The 19,504-nt window shown below is 60.9% G+C and carries 13 protein-coding genes; 8 read left to right on the top strand and 5 right to left on the bottom strand.

Annotated elements, in window-relative coordinates; translation table 11 throughout:
• Positions 1–41: 41 nt before the first annotated feature.
• Positions 42–4,496, bottom strand: coding sequence for a non-ribosomal peptide synthetase (locus EGT36_RS25415; RefSeq protein WP_125271299.1), 4,455 nt, complete (start codon positions 4,494–4,496; stop codon positions 42–44).
• 81 nt (positions 4,497–4,577) lie between these two features.
• Here EGT36_RS25415 and EGT36_RS25410 point away from each other — a divergent pair, with 81 nt between their 5' ends.
• The 8 genes from EGT36_RS25410 to EGT36_RS25375 all read left to right on the top strand — a co-directional run bounded on the left by EGT36_RS25410 (position 4,578) and on the right by EGT36_RS25375 (position 14,004).
• On the top strand, positions 4,578–5,753 hold the full coding sequence (locus EGT36_RS25410; protein ID WP_125271298.1) for an isochorismate synthase: 1,176 nt from the start codon (positions 4,578–4,580) through the stop codon (positions 5,751–5,753).
• Between the two features lie 17 nt (positions 5,754–5,770).
• Complete coding sequence (locus EGT36_RS25405; protein WP_125271297.1) at positions 5,771–7,396, top strand: (2,3-dihydroxybenzoyl)adenylate synthase; 1,626 nt, start codon at positions 5,771–5,773, stop codon at positions 7,394–7,396.
• Positions 7,397–7,487: 91 nt separating this feature from the next.
• Positions 7,488–8,357: an isochorismatase gene (locus EGT36_RS25400; protein WP_125271296.1), complete on the top strand. Its 870-nt coding sequence runs from the start codon at positions 7,488–7,490 to the stop codon at positions 8,355–8,357.
• Positions 8,358–8,370: 13 nt separating this feature from the next.
• Entirely contained in the window at positions 8,371–9,126 is a 756-nt protein-coding gene (gene dhbA, locus EGT36_RS25395) for a 2,3-dihydro-2,3-dihydroxybenzoate dehydrogenase (RefSeq protein ID WP_006698362.1), read from the top strand.
• Positions 9,127–9,156: 30 nt separating this feature from the next.
• On the top strand, positions 9,157–9,870 hold the full coding sequence (locus EGT36_RS25390) for a 4'-phosphopantetheinyl transferase family protein (protein ID WP_125271295.1): 714 nt from the start codon (positions 9,157–9,159) through the stop codon (positions 9,868–9,870).
• Positions 9,871–9,998: 128 nt separating this feature from the next.
• Positions 9,999–11,912 carry a PhoX family protein gene (locus tag EGT36_RS25385; RefSeq protein WP_125271294.1) on the top strand — a complete coding sequence of 638 codons (1,914 nt, stop codon included), beginning with the start codon at positions 9,999–10,001 and terminating at the stop codon, positions 11,910–11,912.
• A gap of 225 nt (positions 11,913–12,137) precedes the next feature.
• Positions 12,138–13,079, top strand: a complete 942-nt coding sequence (locus EGT36_RS25380; RefSeq protein WP_125271293.1) for a LysR family transcriptional regulator — start codon at positions 12,138–12,140, stop codon at positions 13,077–13,079.
• 169 nt (positions 13,080–13,248) lie between these two features.
• Positions 13,249–14,004, top strand: a complete 756-nt coding sequence (locus EGT36_RS25375) for an SDR family NAD(P)-dependent oxidoreductase (protein WP_125271292.1) — start codon at positions 13,249–13,251, stop codon at positions 14,002–14,004.
• 158 nt (positions 14,005–14,162) lie between these two features.
• On the opposite strand, the gene EGT36_RS25370 is transcribed toward EGT36_RS25375, so the two are convergent.
• The 4 genes from EGT36_RS25370 to EGT36_RS25355 all read right to left on the bottom strand — a co-directional run bounded on the left by EGT36_RS25370 (position 14,163) and on the right by EGT36_RS25355 (position 19,467).
• Positions 14,163–15,758, bottom strand: a complete 1,596-nt coding sequence (locus EGT36_RS25370; protein WP_125271291.1) for an ABC-F family ATP-binding cassette domain-containing protein — start codon at positions 15,756–15,758, stop codon at positions 14,163–14,165.
• Positions 15,759–16,039: 281 nt separating this feature from the next.
• Positions 16,040–17,002, bottom strand: a complete 963-nt coding sequence (locus EGT36_RS25365) for a PLP-dependent cysteine synthase family protein (RefSeq protein ID WP_286084339.1) — start codon at positions 17,000–17,002, stop codon at positions 16,040–16,042.
• Positions 17,003–17,075: 73 nt separating this feature from the next.
• Complete coding sequence (locus tag EGT36_RS25360; protein WP_107339512.1) at positions 17,076–18,329, bottom strand: acyl-CoA dehydrogenase family protein; 1,254 nt, start codon at positions 18,327–18,329, stop codon at positions 17,076–17,078.
• Positions 18,330–18,375: 46 nt separating this feature from the next.
• On the bottom strand, positions 18,376–19,467 hold the full coding sequence (locus tag EGT36_RS25355; protein WP_125271289.1) for a rhodanese-like domain-containing protein: 1,092 nt from the start codon (positions 19,465–19,467) through the stop codon (positions 18,376–18,378).
• Between the last annotated feature and the right edge of the window lie 37 nt (positions 19,468–19,504).

Below are 19,504 nucleotides of genomic sequence, written 5' to 3'. Positions count from 1 at the left end.
TTTCGTTGCCGGGCGCGACGTGCCACCCGAAATGACGGGATTCATGCCGCCCGTACGGCCATAAGCGACGTCACCTGCCTGGCGTTGCGGCACCGCAAAAGCTGCTGCGGTGTCAGGTCAACACCGAAGACAGCGCGAATTTCGGCCGAGACGGTTTTCAGGTGCGACGGCAAAAGTCCGAGCGCCAGCAGGTCGCTGTCTGCATCCACATTTGCCGGCTTTTTACCCAATACGCTGAGATAGATATCCAGCACCCGGCGGTCGCCGTGATCGACGTCTGGAACCGCAGAGGCGGAGAATTTTGCCGGTTCCGCGTCAGCCGTTCCACCGGTCAAGAGTTCACGGGCGCGACGGCGGTCGGGCTTGCCATTGGTCGAAAGCGGCAGATCGTCAACCTTGAGAAACCGGCCGGGCACATGCGATTCCGGCAGATGCCGGCGGGCAAAGTCGCGCAGTTCGGCAGTGGTGAGTTCGAGGCCGGGTGCCGTGACATAAAGCACGCCGATGGCCGCCTCGCCCTTTTGCTCGACACCGTAATCCACAACCAGAACCCTCTGGAGAGAAGGGTGGCGGATCAGCTCGTTTTCCACATCCGGCAGCGAGACCCGCACGCCCCGCACCTTGACGTAACCATTGACACGGCTCGCGAACATGATCTTGCCATCCGGCCGGTAGCGGCCGCGGTCCCCGGTTCGGAAGGCGCGCACGCTGTTTCCCTGCGGATCGGTAATCGTCACGAAATCCGTCTGGGTAATCGCGCCGTCTTCGAGATAGCCGATCGCGACATTCACGCCGGCCGTATGGATGCGGCCAACGACGCCCGCCGGGCAATGGCCGCCGTGATCGTTGAGGACGAAATAACGATTGGCGGGCAGCGGGTGGCCATAGGGCACGGCCGCCACATCTTCCGCAACAATCTCGTGCCAGATGCTCCAGATCGTCGTCTCCGTTGGCCCGCCGAGCGATATCAGCCGCAGGTCGGGCTTCAGCTGGCGAAGCTCTTCTATGATAACAGGCTTGATATAGTCCCCGCCCTGCGCGACAAGCCGGAGCGACGATAGCTGGTTACCATGGCGGCAGGCGAGAAGCATTTCGAGGATGGCAGGCACGGAGCACCACAGCGTGACACCATGTTCTGCGACCAGCTCGTTCCAGCGCACCGCATCCTTTTCCGCTCCGGGTTCCGGCAGCACCAGCGTCGCCCCTGCAACGAGCGCGCCGAAAACATCAAAGACCGACATGTCGTGATGCAGCGGGGTGACCGAGATGAATACGTCGCGTTCCGTCACCGCCCATTCCGCCAGCGTGCCGCCAATGACATTGGCCGTGGCGCGGTTGGAAAGCACGACGCATTTCGGTTTGCCTGTCGTGCCAGACGTGTAAAGAAAATATGCAGGCCCCTCGCTTCGGGAAAGCGCCGCTAACTCCGCCATGGCGACCGGTGCGCCAGCCGGAGCGGGCGTGGACAGAAGCACCTCCGGATCGACAGCTTGGAAACCCTGCGGAGCGCGGCGGGCGACGATGAGCGCCGGGCGGCAATTGGTCAGCAGATACTGCAGGCGATCGTCGGGTGAACCGGCGTCGACCGGCACCCAGACCGCACCCGTCAGGGCCGCGGCGAGCGTGATCGCCGTGTGTTCGGGGCTACGCTGCAGGCAGATGGCTACGACATCGCCCTGACCGATGCCGCGCGCCCTTAGGCTCGTGATCACGCGCGCCACCATCTCGCCAAGCTCGCTATAGGCGATGCGCCGCTTGCCGCTGACAAGCGCGGTGCGTGACGGCTCTCCTTCGAAAAGACGGCCGGCGATCCGTTCCAGAAATGGCGGGCAGACGAAGTTTCCTTCATCGCCATTCAGCCGGTAATGGGACAGGTCGACAATATCGCGTCCGTTGAGGACGAAAGCGCCGCTATCCGCGATCCCCGCAATCGCGCGCTCGACGGCTGCGAGAATATCCGCCACCATCGCCGCATCGATCGCCTGCTCCGCATAGTCGATATCGAGCACGAGATCGCCCTCCGGATTCTGCGAAAAGCGAAAATCCAGCGCGACCTGCGGCGTCTGCGTCAGACCGTCCGTCCAGCGCATGGCCGAATCCGGCGAAAGCGTCGGCCATGTGAGACCATTGGTAATCACCACAGGCAGGGCGAGCCCGCCCGCATTCGCATTGAGAAGCACGCGATTGAGATCGATGCCGGAAAAAGCCAGATGGTTCAGCCCTTCCAGCACATCCCTCTGCAGGCCTGCCGCCCGCACGTCAAAATCGTCTTTTGCCGCGTTCCATTGGACGGCGATGAAGCTGGAGCGGTTGGCGAAGGCCCCGTCCACCTGCGGCGCGACGGGAATGCCGACCACCAGCGCACCCTCGTTCAGCCAGAGCGACAGCACCTCAAGAATGACCGCCGTAAGCGCCGAATTCTTGAACAGACGCTCTTTCGCACCGGCCCGCGCAAAGGCGGAAAAGCGCTGCTTTTCGACAATCAGACTCCGGCGGCTATATCGCGACGTCGGAATGGTTTCGAGCGGTGCTTTCCAGGGCAACTGCGAGGGCACTTCAGCTTCTTTCAGCTTCTCGGTCCAATAGGCCGCGTCCCCGGCACGGGCTGCTGCGATATCCTCTCCTGGCGTTTCAGCCGCAGCGGTGATTGCGACCGGCAGGACACCGTCAAAAAGTTCCGTTGCGAGGCTGGCTATCGCCCGCCCGTCAAGGATGAGAGCGTCAAAACGCAGGAACACCACGACATGATCAGCCTTTGCCTCGGACGCCGGCAGGCGGAAGACCGTGACCCGCCAGGGAGAGGCGGCGAGATCAAAATGGGCGTGGGAAAAATCCCGTCTGACGGCATCGATCCTCGCTTCCGCCGCCGCCGGGGAAATATCCGAGAGATCGATCATATCAAGGTTGATCTCCGCTTCCCCGGACACGATCTGCACGAGGCGCCGCTCGTCGATGCGGGTGCGCAGGCTTTCATGTCTCTCGACCATGGCAGAAAGGCGGGTCCGCAGCAGGGCGGGATCGATGCTGCCGCGATATTCGCGAAACTCCTGCATCGCCACGCCGCTGAGCGGCAGATGTGTGCCGCGACCGAGGAGATACGCCTTCTGCAGCGGCGAGAGCGGACGTTCCATGGCGTTTCCTTTTTTATCGGCCAGCTGTTCGGGCATCGCAGCACCAAATCGTTCCACGCTTTCCTCAACGAGGTCCGGGTGATCAGCGAGCCGGCGAAGGAGACCCACGTAGGTTTTAAACAGGGCGCGCAGCCATGGTTCAGGCAGCGCATCGAGCCGCACATCCCAGTTTATCAGCAGGCCGCCATCAAGCCTCGCGACCTGCGCGTCCAGCGCAACCCCCGGCCCTTGCGATACGGTGTGGACCAGGGAGCCGAACAGCTGCCCAACCCTTTGTGAAAACAGATCGCCGCCCGGCAGGTCGACACCGGCGGTAAAAACCACGGGCGAGGTCTGCAAACCGCCTCGCAGGCGAGAGAGGTCGCGCATGATGCTGACGCCCGGATAGGCCTGATGGGCAAGCAGGCCGTTCATGTCATCGAAAACCCGCCCGAGCAGGGCTTCGACGCTTTCAGCGGGTCTGATATCGACGCCGAGCACCAGCACGTTGGAAAACTCACCGACGATGGAATCAACCCCTTCAACCAGGGGTGCACGCCAGAAAGCCGGGACGGAGAGCCGGAAATTTTCGGAATCGATCGCCCGCGACAGCGCCACGGCGAAAACACCGAGCAACAGGGTCGACATCGTTACCGAGCAACGCCGCGCAGCCCGTTCAAGACCGTCACGTTCAACGACCGTAAGCATCGTGGCAAAACGGTCCGTATGAACGGCGCGTGACGCATCCTCCGGTAAAAATGGAAGCGGCGGCGCGTCCGGAATATCCGCAATATGCTGCCGCCACCACGACCGGTCGTATTCCCTCACGCTCTTGAGGTCAGGATCGGCCGCAAGGCGTTTCGTCCAGTCGAAGAAGGATGGCTGCGCCGCCGGGGGACGCGCGGTCTCATCCTTGTCCGCCTCGTCGTAAAGGCGGGCGAGGTCCTCCATCAATATCCGCACGCTGGCCGGATCGATGGCCAGCATGTCCGTGTCCACATGCAGCCGGCTACGGCCATGCGGCAACAGGCTGAGCGCAATCGCCGCGGGCGGCGCAGTGCGAAGATCCGTCGCGCGATGGCTCCACGCGTGGCGCTTGATCTCGAGTCGGCGCGCAAGCGTCTCCGCATCAAGCGCCGTCATGTCCTCCACATCGAGATGCAGCGGGCGACCATCAGGATCGACGGATTGACGCCCTTCCGCATCGATCCTGAGGCTCAGCATCGGGTGGCGCCGGCAAAGCCTGCCGACCGCAACGGCCAGTTTTTCCAGCTCCAGAGCTCGCCCCTCGAACTCGAGATAAAGATGGGGCGTAACTTTTCCGAGTATCCCATCCGTCTCCCGACCGACCCAGTAGGCCACCTGCATCGGAGTTAAATTTAGCATGTGAATTTGCACCGATTGACAAAACATGATTATCATAATCAAGTATAAGCCATCGTCAACCACTCGAACAGGAGGCATCCCATGAAAACGGGAGCACTCAGGACGAATGACGTCGAATCCGACGAAATTGCTGATTTTAATAGAGATTTTCTTTTCACTTCCGGTACCGGGCAGTTGCGGGCCAAAGGAATTCGCGAAAGGATAACGCTTCCGGCCCGCGGCGGAGAAGATACGGGCAGCCCATTGCAGCAAGCGATTAAAGCCGCTTTCGAACGGGCCCGCCGGGCTGGTCAGGACAATCCGATCGCCATTGGGGCAATCCCCTTCGATGTCAGCGAACCCTCATGCCTTTATATACCGAACAACCATGAGTGGAGCCCACGAGAAACCGCGCCGGTCGTCGCCGATTCGGCCATGCCCGCGCTTGTCGGCCACAACAGCCTGCCGGACGAGACCGGCTTTAAACGCGCCGTAGAGCACGCCATCGTCAATTTCCGCCATTCCGATGTCCGTAAGGCGGTACTTTCCGTTATGCGCGAACTCACCTTCGCTTCCGAGGTCAATGTCGAGAGATTGCTGGCGAGTCTCGCCAAACAGAATCGCGAAGGTTACCAGTTCCGTATTCCGCTGCCCGATGGCGGCGACCTCATCGGCGTCAGCCCGGAACTCCTGATTCGCAAGCAGGGTGAGAACATCATCTCCAACCCGCTGGCGGGATCGGCAAAGCGGATGGTCGACCCCGCCGCGGACAAGGCCAACGCCGAGCGGCTATCGGCTTCGGAAAAGGACCACTACGAGCACAGCCTCGTTATCGAGGATATCCGCTCCCTGCTTTCGCCGGTCTGCGCGGAACTCGATGTCCCTGAAAAACCCTCCCTCATCAACACGGCGGCCCTCTGGCATCTTTCGACCCGCATCGAAGGCCGCCTCGCCGACCCCGAGACCAATGCCCTGCAGCTTGCGTGCCTGTTGCACCCGACGCCGGCCGTCTGCGGTTTCCCCACCGAGCGCGCCCATCGCCTTATCCGCTTCGTCGAGCCTTTCGAGCGCGGCCTCTTCACCGGCATGGTCGGCTGGACGGATTCTGAGGGCAATGGCGAGTGGGTGGTGACGATCCGGTGCGGCACCGTGCAGCGAAAAACGGTGCGGCTCTTTGCCGGCGCCGGCATCGTTGAGGCATCGGAGCCCGAATCCGAATGGGCCGAGGTGCAGACCAAACTCAAGACCATGCTGAACGCCTGCGGTCTTTCTGCCTGATTTCCCGGGGACAAACCATGACAATCGAATTTCAACGCTGGCCCGACGATCTGACGCGCCGGTACCGCGAGCGCGGTTACTGGATCGACAGGCCGCTGAGCGGCATCCTCACCGAACAGATCGAGCGCCGGCCGGACGCGACGGCCCTGATCTGCGGCGACCGCCGCTTCACCTACGCGGATATCGACCGGCAATCCTCCAATCTGGCCGGACACCTATCCGCCGCTGGCATCGGCAAGGGCGACACCGCGCTGGTACAGTTGCCTAACATTGCCGAGTTCTATCTCGTCTTTTTCGCGCTGATTAAGATCGGCGCGGCCCCCGTCAACGCACTTTTCAGCCATCGCCGGCTGGAAATGACCTCCTATGCGGAGCAGATCGCGCCGAAGCTGGTGATCGGCTCGCGCAGCCACGAGCTTTTCGCCAATGACACATTTTTGGAGGCGCTGAAGGCGGCTTCTCCCGGGCTTACCCTGACCCTTCTGCTTGGCGAAACGGATCCGCGGTTGAGCCTGGAACGGCGGCTGGCCGCCCCTGCCGAAAACCCACCCGTTTACGCCCCTTCCGCCGCCGATGAAGTGGCGCTGTTCCAGCTTTCCGGTGGCAGCACCGGTACGCCAAAACTGATCCCCCGGACGCATAACGACTATGATTACAGCGTTCGGGCCAGTGCGGAAATCTGCGGCCTTTCGCCTGAGACCCGCTTCCTCTGCGCCATTCCGGTGGCGCATAATTACCCGATGAGTTCGCCCGGCGCGCTCGGTGTGTTCCACGCCGGCGGTGCGGTGGTCATGGCTGCCAATCCGGAACCACTTGCCTGCTTCGATCTCATCGAAAAACACGGCGTTAACATTGTGCCGCTGGTGCCGCCAGCGGTTGCGCTGTGGCTGCAGGCGGCTCCCGCCCATCGCGAAAGGCTGAAATCCCTCAAGCTCCTGCAGGTCGGCGGTGCAAGCTTCGCCGAGGCTTTGGCCCGCCAGGTGCCGGAAGTGCTGGGCTGCGATCTGCAACAGGTCTTCGGCATGGCGGAAGGTCTGGTGAACTACACCCGCTTCGGTGACCCCGACCATATCGTCTTCACCACGCAAGGCCGGCCGATCAGCCCGGATGACGAAATCCGCATCGTCGACGAGGACGGCAACGACGTGCCCGAGGGCGAAGCCGGCATGCTGGCAACGCGTGGCCCCTATACCTTCCGGGGCTATTACCGCGCGCCCGAACACAGCGCCCGGGTCTTCGACAAGGATGGCTTCTATTACTCGGGCGACGTCGTGCAGCGCACGCCCGAAGGTTATCTGAGGGTCGTTGGCCGGGTGAAGGACCAGATCAATCGCGGCGGCGAAAAGGTCGCTTCGGAAGAGGTGGAAAACCTGATCCTGCGGCATCCGGATGTCACCCATGCGGCGCTGGTGGCCATGCAGGACGAGCTTTTGGGCGAAAAGAGCTGCGTCTTCGTCGTGTCGCGCAATCCCGCTCTCAAGGCGCCGGCTATTCGCCAGCACCTCGCCGGCCTCGGCGTCGCGGATTACAAGCTGCCGGATCGTGTGCGCTTCATCGACGCCATGCCCCTCACCGCCGTCGGAAAAATCGACAAAAAACGCCTGCGCGATCTGCTGACGACCCCCGTCGCCGTCAGCGCCTGACATTCCGCACCCATCGAATGGGACGCCAAAATGGCGTCCCCATGTTCCTAAATGCGCCAGCCCAGCCGGTGCCGCACAAACCGAGGTCATCATGACGATCCCCACCATTTCCGACTATCCCATGCCGGTCGCCGCGAGTTTTCCGGCCAACAAGACAAAATGGCAGCCCGATGCGAAACGCGCCGTACTCCTCATCCACGACATGCAGCGTTATTTCCTGCGGTTCTACGAGGCCGACGGCAAGCTGATGACGACCCTCATCGACAATCTCGTCAAGGTGAAGACATGGGCCGCTCAGAACGGCGTCCCTGTCATTTACACCGCCCAGCCGCATAATCAGCCGCCCGGCGACCGCGCTCTTCTGAACGACATGTGGGGACCGGGTCTGACCGTCGTTGATCCCGAACTGCAGAAGGTGGTGGACAAGCTCGCCCCCACGCCTGACGACGTGGTGCTGACCAAATGGCGCTACAGCGCTTTCCAGCGCTCCGACCTTGCCGAACGTATGAAGGGCTGGAACCGTGATCAGATCATCGTCGGCGGCGTTTATGCCCATATAGGCTGCATGATGACGGCAGTGGAAGCCTTTATGAAGGACATCCAGCCGTTCATGATCGGTGATGGCGTTGCCGATTTTTCCGAGGCGGAGCATCGCATGGCGCTGCAATATGTGGCCACACGCTGCGGCGTGGTGATCGATGCCGCAAGCCTTGTCGGCGCGGGAAAGGGCGACGATATCAGCGAATGGCTGAAAGCCCGCGTCCTGCAGATGGTGGAGGATGAGAGCGATATCGACCCCGACGAAAACCTAATCTTCTACGGGCTGGATTCCCTGCAGGTGATGAAGCTTGCCGGAGAGTTGAAGGAACGCGGCGTCACCGTCGGCTTCGATGAGCTTGCGCGTGTGCCCACTCTCTCCGCCTGGTGGACGCTGATCGACCAAAAGCGGCTCGCGGCCTGAGCGGACAAAAAAGATGACGCAACAGAGATTTACCGGGCGGCGCGTGCTGGTGACGGGTACGGCTCAGGGCATCGGCCGCCGCATCGCCGAACGTTTCATCGAGGAAGGGGCCGATCTCATCGGCCTCGACCTCCAGGCCAGAACGGCGGAAGCGCCCTTCCGCCAGATCGCACTCGACATCACCGATGCGGCGGCGGTGGAGAGGGCCTGCAAGGCGATCGAGACCGAATGGGGCGGGCTCGACATTCTCGTCAATGCCGCCGGCATATTGCGGCTCGGCGACAGTGAAAGCCTGACGCCCGCAGACTGGAAGGCGTGCATGGATGTCAACGCTGCCGGGCCGTTCCATATGCTGAGACAGTGGAGCGCCACCTTCAAACGGCAGCGGCGCGGCGCAATCGTCAATATCGGCTCCAATGCCGCCGTCGTGCCGCGCATCGGCATGATGGCCTATTGCGCCTCCAAGGCGGCGCTGGTCAGCCTCAGCCATTGCGCCGCCCTCGAGCTTGCGCCCTATGGCGTGCGCTGCAACGTCGTTTCACCCGGGTCCACCGATACGCCGATGCTTGCCGGCATGTTGAGCGATCCTGCCGGCAAGGACCGGCTGGTCGCCGGCCTGCCCGAGCAGTTCAAGCTCGGCATTCCGCTCGGCAAGATCGCAAGGCCGGACGATATTGCCGATACCGTGCTGTTCCTCGCCTCCGATCAGGCCGGGCACGTGACGATGCAGCAGATCGTGGTTGATGGCGGTGCCACGCTTGCGGCTTGAATTCGAGCCGTTGGATTGAGAGTAAGGGACATGGACGTTGTAACGGCGTTTGATCACGACGCCATCTCCGGCGATCCACCCGAGGCCATCTGGCCTTGGCCGGACGACATATGCGGCTGCCATTGCCTTACCCTTCGTTTCAGCGCCGATGAGGGCTGCGGCGGCGAGGTCCCTCCCTTGCCGCCGCAGCTTTCAAGCGCCACGCAAAGACGCAAGGCGGAATTCATCGCGGGGCGCAGATGCGCTGCGGAAGCCATCCGCCGCCTGACCGGCCGTTCCATCTTTCCCGGTATGGGCGAGGACCGTGCGCCTCTCTGGCCCGAAGGGGTGATTGGCGCAATTTCCCACAGCGAGGGTACGGCGATTGCGCTTGTAGGCTGCTGTCGACAGTTTAGCGCTATCGGCGTCGATATCGAAAAACTACTGACAGAGGAGGAGGCCCGCGATATCGCCCCACAACTCCTGACCGCGAATGAGCGCTACAACCTCGGCAACATTATCGATCCCTTCATCACCGGCTTGATTTTCTCGGCCAAGGAAAGCCTGTTCAAGGCGCTGTATCCCATGGTGGAAAAGCTGTTCTTTTTCGAGGCGGCCGAATTATCCCGCCTGGACGCAAATGGCTCGGGATCCTTGTGCCTGACGGCCGAACTCAGCGAGGAATGGCGGTGCGGAACGGAGGTTCCTTTCCGTTTCTGCCGCTTCGAGGGCCAGCTTCTCACCCGCGTGCTCATCCCGCATTGAGGGAAAAACAGCAGATTCATAACCGCGACAATCATATTTTAAACCTGTCTTCCCGTCATCCGAGTGAAACACTCGGAAGGTACGCAGCCTGTGGAATGATTCCAAACATTGAACGGTGGAGACACGATATGACCGACATCGATACGAGCAAATTGTCCTGGGACGAGTGGGACGAACTGCAGAACCCGCCGCCGACCGAAACCGATTTCGACCGCGTGGTCGAAACCGCGATTTCCCGCCGCGGCTTTCTGGGCGGCGTGCTCGCCTTCGGTTCGGCCGCAGCCGCCATGGGCACGCTCGGCAACCTGATGAGCAGCACCTCGGCCGAAGCGCAGGAAGCCGCCGTCGGCCGTTTCCCCTTCAAGCCGGTTGCCGCCGCCACCGACCACACCATCCATGTGCCGGAAGGCTATAACTGGAAGCCGCTGGCGAAATGGGGCCAGCCGCTGTTCTCCAACGTTCCTGATCTCGACCCCGCAAAGGGCGTCAGCGTTGAAAATTCCGACAAGGTCTTCGGCGAAAATACCGACGGCATGGAACTCTTCGTGGTGGGCAACCACCAGCTGATCGCCGTCAATCATGAATATGTGAACCCGGAAACCAACCTGCCGCACGCCGAAAAAGGCAACCCGAAGACGGCCGACGACGTGAAAATCCTGCAGAACATGCAGGGCGTCACCGTCATGGAAGTCGCGGAAGACAAGGACGGCTGGAAAATCGTTCTCGACAGCCCTTTCAACCGCCGTATCCACCACAACACGCCGATGAAGCTTTCCGGCCCGGCCGCAGGCTCCGATCTCGTCAAGACCGCCGCCGACCCCAAGGGTGTCGACTGTCTCGGCACCTTCAACAATTGCGGCGCAGGCCGCACGCCCTGGGGCACCTACCTCACCTGCGAAGAGAACTTCAACGGCTATTTCGGCACCACCGACGCCGCCTTCAAGCTGCCTGACGATTACAAGCGTTACGGCATCGTCGCCGAGACCCGCTACGCCTATGAGAAGTTCGACGCCCGTTTCGACGTTGCCAAGAACCCCAATGAACCACGCCGCGCCGGTTACGTGGTCGAGATCGATCCCTCGGACGCCAAGTCCACGCCGATCAAGCGCACCGCGCTTGGCCGCATCAAGCATGAAAACGCCGCCGTGGTGATCGCCCGTGACGGCCGTGTCGTCGTTTACATGGGTGACGACGAGCGCGGCGAGTTCCTCTACAAATTCGTCTCCAGCGGCATCTACGTGCCGGGCGGCGACACCTCCAAGCTGCTGGACGAAGGCACGCTTTACGTCGCGAAGTTCTCCGATGACGGTGCCGGCGAGTGGCTTGCCCTGACGCCGGAAACCACGGGCATGAAGATCGACGAAATCTGCGTCTTCACCCGCCAGGCCGCTTCCAAGGTGGGCGCGACGACCATGGACCGCCCGGAATGGGTCGCCATCAACCCCGTCGCCATCGAAGCCTATTGCGCGCTGACCAACAACAGCCGCCGCGGCGAAATGAAGGACGGCAAGCTGCGCGCCAATGCCGGCGGCGACGCCATGGCGATCAATGCCGCCAACCCGCGCGAGAAGAACGAATACGGCCAGATCGTGCGCTGGTATCCGGAAAATGACGACCATGCGGACGGCAAGTTCAAGTGGGACCTGTTCTGCATGGCCGGTAACCCCGCCGTCCACAAGGACGCCTATGCCGGCTCCCCGAACATCAACGAAGGCAACATGTTCAATTCGCCTGACGGCATGATGTTCGACTCGACCGGCCTGCTCTGGATCCAGACCGATGGCGAGGACACCAATGAAGGCAACTTCGCCGGCCAGGGCAACAACCAGATGCTGGCGGGCGACCCGGCCACTGGCCGCATTGAGCGCTTCCTGACTGCGCCGAAGGGTTCCGAAGTCACCGGCCAGACCTGGTCCGCCGACAAGCGCACCCACTTCGTCGGCATCCAGCACCCCGACGCCCCCTTCCCGGACGGCGAAGGCAAGCTGCCCCGCTCGACCGTCATCGCCATCAAGCGCGACGACAATGTGAAGATCGGCTGACGCACAGGCATGAACGGAACCGGATCGCGAGGGAATTGCCATCCGGTTTCACGATAAATCGCCGCGTGCCCGAAAGGACACGCGGCGTTTTGCCTGTGTTCGTGAATGAACGTTCGGATATCGTCGTATGGCGCAGATTTATCTACCTTTCGCAAGAACCTGCATGGCAGGGCTCGCCGGGCATGTGTAGATGTAGATTATCTCCACCTGCTTGTTGGGCCTCTCTTGGATCAGATACTCGCCATTCGAACATTTGTCCGCGTCGCCGAAGCCGGGTCCTTCGCCAAGGCGGCGGATATGCTGAACCTTCCTCGGTCCTCAGTCAGCAAGCTGGTGCAGGATCTCGAGGCACATCTCGGAACAAAGCTCGTGGAGCGCACCACGAGGTCGGTCACGATGACCACGGAGGGCGTCGCCTATCACGAACGCGCGCTGAAGCTCCTCGCCGATCTCGATGACATGGACGGCACTATTGCCGGCTCCCGCAGCACACCCAAAGGAAAGCTGCGCGTCGACATCGGATCTGTGCTGGCAAACCAGATCCTCATCCCGGCACTTTCGGATTTTCAGCGCCATTATCCAGAAATCGATCTCATGCTCGGTGTCAGCGATCGCCCCGCCGATCTCGTCAGTGAGGGTATCGATTGCGTCATTCGCGGCGGGGCGCTGGGTGACTCATCAATGAAGGCGCGGAAGCTGTGCGAGCTGGACTACGTCATTTGCGCATCGCCCACTTATCTGGCTGGTCTGCAGTTGCCGGAGCGACCTGACGATATCGAGAAGCATCGGATCGTCTCCTACTTCTCCGCGTCATCTGGAAAGAGATTTCCATTGCGTTTTCAGCGCGGCGAAGAGCGAAGCGAGTATCTCCCGGCCTCTGGCGGCGTTTCCGTCAACGAGAGCACCGCGCATCTGAACGCGCTGCTGTCGGGACTGGGAATTGGCCAAAGCTTCGGATTTCTCGCGCGGCCCCATTTCAAGAGCGGGGCGCTGGTTGAACTTCTGCCCGACTGGAAGCCGGACAATCATCCCCTTCATCTCGTCTATCCCGCTGATCGTTTCCCAAATCCGCGGCTACGCGCCTTCACGGAATGGACAGCGAAGGTGTTCGAAGCGGTCGACGCACGGCGCGATGTGACGAAGACGACTATCCATCCAGATGGATAATGTCTCCATCCTGAGCGGCTTCTCTCCACCGGGCTGACGAACTAACTTCTCCTCATCGGACGGTGACAAGGCCAATGGCCAGCGCCACATCCCGAGCAAATCCAGAACTTCAACAGGCCGTGCATTCGGGCTGAACCATTTCGCGCGCGCAAGCGTCAGGAAAGTTAACATGGCCGACAGGCTTCAAAACAAGATCGCCGTCATCACCGGAGCAACCAGCGGCATCGGTCTTTCGACGGCCAAGTTGTTCGCTGCCGAAGGCGCACGCGTCTATATCACCGGCCGCCGCAAGGCCGCTCTGGACGAGGCGGTGGCAGAAATAGGACAGGGCGCGGTCGGCGTCCAGGCGGACTCCTCGAGCAACCCTGACCTCGACAAGCTGTTCGCCCAGGTGAAGGCGGAACAGGGCCGCCTTGACGCCCTCATCGTCAATGCCGGTGGCGGCACCATGCTGCCGCTCGGCCAGATCACCGAGGAGCAGATTGACGACACCTTTGGCCGCAACGTGAAAGCTGTGATCCTGACCGTGCAGGCGGCACTTCCGCTGATGGGCAAGGGCTCGTCCATCGTGCTGACGGGTTCGACTGCCGGCACCGAAGGCACGGCTGCCTTTTCCGTCTATTCCGCTTCCAAGGCCGCGGTGCGCAACCTGGCTCGTTCCTGGGCTCTCGACCTCAAGGGCACGGGCATCCGCGTCAACGTCATCTCGCCCGGCGCCACGCGCACACCAGGCCTCGTCGAACTTGCAGGCGACGACAAGGAACAGCAGCAGGGCCTGCTCGACTACCTCGCCTCTCGCATCCCTCTCGGTCGCGTCGGCGAAGCCGAGGAAATCGCCAAGGCGACGCTGTTCCTCGCCTCCGATGATGCGAGCTTCGTCAACGGCGCCGAGCTCTTCGCGGACGGCGGCCAGGCACAGGTTTAACGCTGAACCGCAGTGGCGGGTAGCCGCTCCGTTTCGAAACAAGAAATCAAGATGCGTGCTGCCGTCAATCGTCTGCACAGAGAGCCTCAGGACGTTCTTCAGACCGTCGAGCTGGCTTCTGGAATGACCAAATGCCGCGCTAAAATGCGCGGCGTTGCTCATGTTTGACGGCGTCCATGAAGCTCAAACCGTCGGGACACGCCGATCCCCTCCAGAAACGCCTCGTCGTGGCTGACGACCAGAATTGCGCCGTCATACGCTTTCAGGCCGGCCTCCACGATCGCGACGGAATCAAGATCGAGGTGATTGGTGGGTTCATCGAGTATGAGAAGCTGCGGCGGCTTCTGGTTGCCAAGGACGCAGGCAAGGCCGGCGCGCAGCATCTGGCCGCCAGACAGATGCCGCACATCCTGCAAACCGGCGTCGCCGCGAAACAGGAAGCGGGCAAGAGCGGCCCTGCAGGCGTTATCACTGGACCGCGGGTTGAGACGCATGAAATTGTCCCGGATGGATAGCCCGGGTCGCAGCAAGCTGACCTTCTGGTCCAGCAACGCGCAAGCAACCTCAACTCGGACCGAACCAGAAAATGGCGCGAGAGACCCGGTGATGACGGAAAGCAGCGTCGTCTTTCCCGAACCGTTCGGCCCCGCCACCGCAATCCGTTCCGGACCTGTAATCGCAAGCGACAGATCGGACAGGACAGGCGCATTGCGTTCGTAACCCGCAGTTACGTCTTCCAGCCGCAGAACCGTCTTTGACGCCGCCAGTCCGGTGGACGGTATGGACAGCATGAATGGTTCAAGCACCTCAATGCGCCCTCGCGCCTCTGCGACGTCTGCCTTGGCCTCCCCCGTCATTCGGCGCGCCGTGGCGGCGTTGTCACCGCTTGTCTGCTCCGCCCGCATGGCGCGCCCTCCGGCCGAAATTCTCGGTATTCCTCCTTCCGCCGCCTTCCTTTTGCCTGCACCATCGCGACGAGCCTGCCGCTCGGCCGTCTCCTGCGCCCTGCGCTCGACGGCGCTGAGCCGCTTCTCGGCCTCGGCCAGTTCATGCCTGGCATTGTCAAGCTCCAGTGCCTTGCGATCGCTGTAGTGGTCCCAGTTTCCGCCATAACGGCTGATACCGAGCGATGTCAGTTCAGCAATGCTGTCGACCGTTTCGAGCAATTCACGATCATGGCTGACAATGATTGCGCCGTGACGCCAGCCGCTCACAAGTTCGATCACTGCAGTCCGACCGTCACGATCGAGGTTGTTCGTGGGTTCGTCGAGGATCAGGAACTCCGGTGCATGATAGATTTGAGCGGCAAGCGCTGCACGGGTGCGCTGCCCGCCGGAGAGTCGGGCGAGCAGTGTCGTCGCGGGCATGGACAGGCCGAAGCGCGCGAGTGCCGCCTCGATATTCGTCTCAAGCATCCAATCAATATCGGCCAGTTCCTCCAACGTCGCGCCACCCGCCTGCGCCCGTTCAAGCACAGCGAGCGCATCACGCGCGCCAAAGAGATCGGCAATCGTCTCATCTTCGGCCACCTGGACGCTTTGACGCAGGATGTGGATACCCGACGGTGCAGAGACAGAACCCGAAGATGGTGTCAATTCGCCGGCGATCAGCTTCAAGAGCGTCGTCTTGCCGGCGCCGTTACGACCGACAAGCCCGACACGCTCCGGGCCGAACACAATATTCAGATTGGTGAAAAGCGAACGACCGTCAGGCGTGAACCAGGACAGATTGGAGAGTGTGATAAAGTGGGTCATGGACAAGGTTTTCCCGCATGGCAAGGCAAAGTGGCGTTGCTATCGGGTTGAAATCCATTGTCGACCATCCTGTTGTTGCTGCGGACCGATGGAATGTAGCGTTTGAAAATGGGACATTCAAGGCCGCTTCAATAACGGCCTGCACTCTTTTCAAGCATCGGCGGCTGACGGTCTTGTGTTCGCTCCACATCCGGCGTCAGAGGGCAATGATTTCGCCGACATGGTCATTCACGGGCACAGTTCAAACTTCTCCGGGGCCGCGAACCATGCGAGCAGACTTTTCAGTCAGGGGCATCAAAAAGCGAAAGATAGCGCTCGCCACTATCCGGAAACACGACCGCAATCGTCTTTCCGTTGTTTTCCGCGCGGCGGGAAAGCTCGATCGCGGCAAAGATGGCTGCACCGGATGAGGTTCCCACAAGGAAGCCCTCCTCTCTGGCCACCGCAAGCGCTGCCCGCCGCGCCTCCTCGGTGGTAACAGCAATGACTTCATCCACGATGCGTCTGTCGTAGGTTTCCGGCAAGGTCCCTTCCTCCACCTCGGTGACCTTGTGGACGCCTTCGATCGTGGAAGCATCGGGATTTTCGGGGGATGGAACGGACTGTGGTGTCGGCTCGGCAACAACGATTCTTATTGCCGGTTTTTGCGCCTTCAGGAAACGTCCGGCACCAAACACGGTGCCGCCCGTACCAACGGTTGCGACCAGAATATCGATGTCACCTTCGGTATCGCGCCAGATTTCCGGCCCGGTTGTCTCGAAATGCACCTGCGGGTTGGCATCATTGGAACGCTGACCGGTATAAAAGGCATCGGGATTTTCAGCTTTGATCCTGTCTATGATGCGATGGATGGCATCCGGCTGGAAGAGCTCCTCATTTTCGATCAGTTCGATCTCGGAGCCGAATTGCCTGAGGATATTGAGCTTGTCTTCGCTGATGGTATTGCGAAGGTAAAATTTCGTGCGATAGCCGCGTGCGGAGGCAACCGCTGCAATTCCGATGCCTGTATTGCCGCTGGTCAAATCGAAAAGAAGATCGCCCGGTTTCAATCGGCCACTCTTCTCAGCCTCACGTATGATGCCCCAGGCGGTGCGGTCTTTGACACTGCCTGCGGGATTGAGGTACTCGATCTTGGCAAGAATGCGCGATTGGAGATCGTATTTCGTCCGAATTCTGGCGAGTTCCACCAGCGGCGTATTGCCGACGAGGTCTGTAAAATCCCGATAAATCCTGCCCAATTTCACTACCCTGTTTGCACTGCGTGGATACAGAACGACAGGCTCTGGTGCGTATCGCCCGTCGGACCGCATGTTTTGATCATGCTTCGGATTTTTGCGTTTGCGTTTGCGGTGCTATCCCCACGCCTCCATTTGGTGCTGGTGAGGCGCCGTTCACGGCGAAATCTCCAACGATACGGTCGTGATAGATACGGGGATTGTGCGAGGTTATCGTGCGGGCGTTTCGCCAGTGACGATCGAGACCATGGCTGCGTTTTGCAGCCGAGGCGCCAAGCGCATCGAAGAGGACAGTGGACGCATCCAGAATAAGGTTGCTGACCACCGTAACCGACTGGCTGACCTCCAGCTCCGCGTCACGGTTCGCAGATGCAATATGCTCCTCGTCTCCAGAGAGATTGGCATCATAGGCAGCCTGCAGGGCTTCTGCGGCCTTTAACACGATGGCGCCGGCGCTATAGGCCGCACCCCTGATCCGCCCCACGACCTGAAGCACCTGAGGGTCATCAGAAAAACGCGCGGCGTTACTGCGTTGATAGACGCGTTTGCGCTCCGCAACATGGCGGGCGATTTCCAATGCGGCCGCGCGGCCGATCCCGGCAAGCGAGGCCAGATGGACGAGCTGGAAAAAGCCGCCTGAATAGCTGAAACGAAGCGCGCTCGGCTTGATGAGGTCCTCGGAAATCGCCACGTCGGTAAATCGCGCCGTGCCGCTGGCCGTCAGCGCCTGTCCGAAACCATCCCAATCGTTGACGATCTCGACGCCTTCAGCCTTTGTGGGAACAAGCGCGCCAACCGGTATGCCGTCCCCATCCACGGCTCCAAGCGTGATCCAGTCGGCATAGAGCGAGCCGGTCGTATAATATTTCTCGCCATTCAGCCGCCAGCCGCCGCCATCCCGGGTGAGCTGGGTGGAATAGGTTCCAAGTTTGGCATCCCCGATTTCCGAAAAGCCGCTGCCAATGGTTTCGCCACGTCCGATCCGCTCCAGCCACGCATCCCGCCATGGCGAAGCTGGTGCATTCAGCAGATCTTCCGTAAAGCCAAGATGGCTGCGGTAAGCATTGGTGAGGTTGGGATCCGCCTGCGCGAGTTCAATGATCAAGCCAAAAAGCTCGGGAAGCGTCAGCCCCAGGCCGCCAAATTTCTCCGGCAGGCGCAATCTGGAAAAGCCGGCCTTTTTCAAAGCTTCATAGTCATCGAAACGAAGCTCGCGTTCCAGATCGTGTCGTATCGAATCTTCGCCAATTTCGGCAAAAATTCCCCGAAACCCCTCGGCGATCGCGTTAAAACGTTTGCTGGGCGCAGAACCCCAGGCATGGCTGGCATTGGTCATTGCAAATTCCTGTCTGTGGAGCAGTCTGGCGAACACCCGGCCGGGTCTAGGCGGCTGCCGCTTCGGCACCCTGTTCGAAGTCGTGTAAATGGAGCGCGATTTCGAACCCTCTGCGTTTCAGCCAGTGGGCCACGACCCTGGCGCGGGCGCCGAGCAGGTCATCCACCAGAATGACCCGGGCACCGCGCACCGCGATCGTTCGATAGGCGACACCGAGAAGCTGCCCGCCTTCCGACGAAATTGAGCCCTGCAGATGGGACGTCTCGAACTCTTCCGGTGTGCGCACGTCCAGGAAATAGGTCGTTCGTGATGGGTCCTTCAACCATGTCTCGGCAGTCGGACGGTCGATGAAGCGCAGATCGTCATCCCTGGAAAAGGCCTTCAACCGCGCCTCTGCAATCTCTTTCGCGTTGGCGCTCACATGCGAATATGTCCGGGAGGGGCCTGTTTCCAGCTCAAATCCATCATCCGTCCAGCCCCGCGTCCCATCATGCAGGTAACTGACATCGTTTTCGACACCGGCGTCGATCAATGTCTGCGCGCCGAGAATTGCGCGGGGCAGGCCCGCGCAGGAGACGACGACCCTAGTTTTTGGCGAGGGAACGAGATCGGAAAAGCGCAGCAGGAGTTCCGCACCCGGCACACCGATCGCACCAGGCACATGTGCCTTTTCATATTCCGGCAATGTGCGCGTATCGAGGATGACAACATCCTCACCGGCTTCCTGCCACGCCTTGAGCTCACGCGCAAAAACCACAGGCGTGTTTTTCTCGCTTCTCACCTTCTGAACGAAAGGAACGCCAGGAATATCGAATGTCGGCAACGCCTCAACGCCACCTTCGATCCATGCCGGGATTCCGCCACGCAGAAAATGAATGTCGGTCCAACCCTTGGCGGCAAGCCGTTCGGCCGCCTGCTCCGCGCTGCCTTTTCCATCATCCACCAGCACGGTGCGCACGACGGGGCGAGGAATGAAGCGATCGATTTCCGCCTCCAGCCTGTCAACCGGAAGGTTGGCGACAAATAGCGGTGAAGCATACCCCACTTCCTCGGCGGCACGGATATCCAGAACCGCAAGTTCCCTGCCATCCCGCAGCCATTCGATGAGACGATCTTTTGTTACAGCATATACGGACATTGCGTTTTCTCCTGAAAAATCCGGAATTTTCATGCGG

It is taken from the genome of Agrobacterium sp. FDAARGOS_525 (genome assembly GCF_003938925.1).
In the GTDB taxonomy this organism is placed as follows: Bacteria; Pseudomonadota; Alphaproteobacteria; order Rhizobiales; family Rhizobiaceae; genus Agrobacterium; species Agrobacterium pusense.
This window is presented reverse-complemented; position numbering and strand designations above follow the sequence as displayed.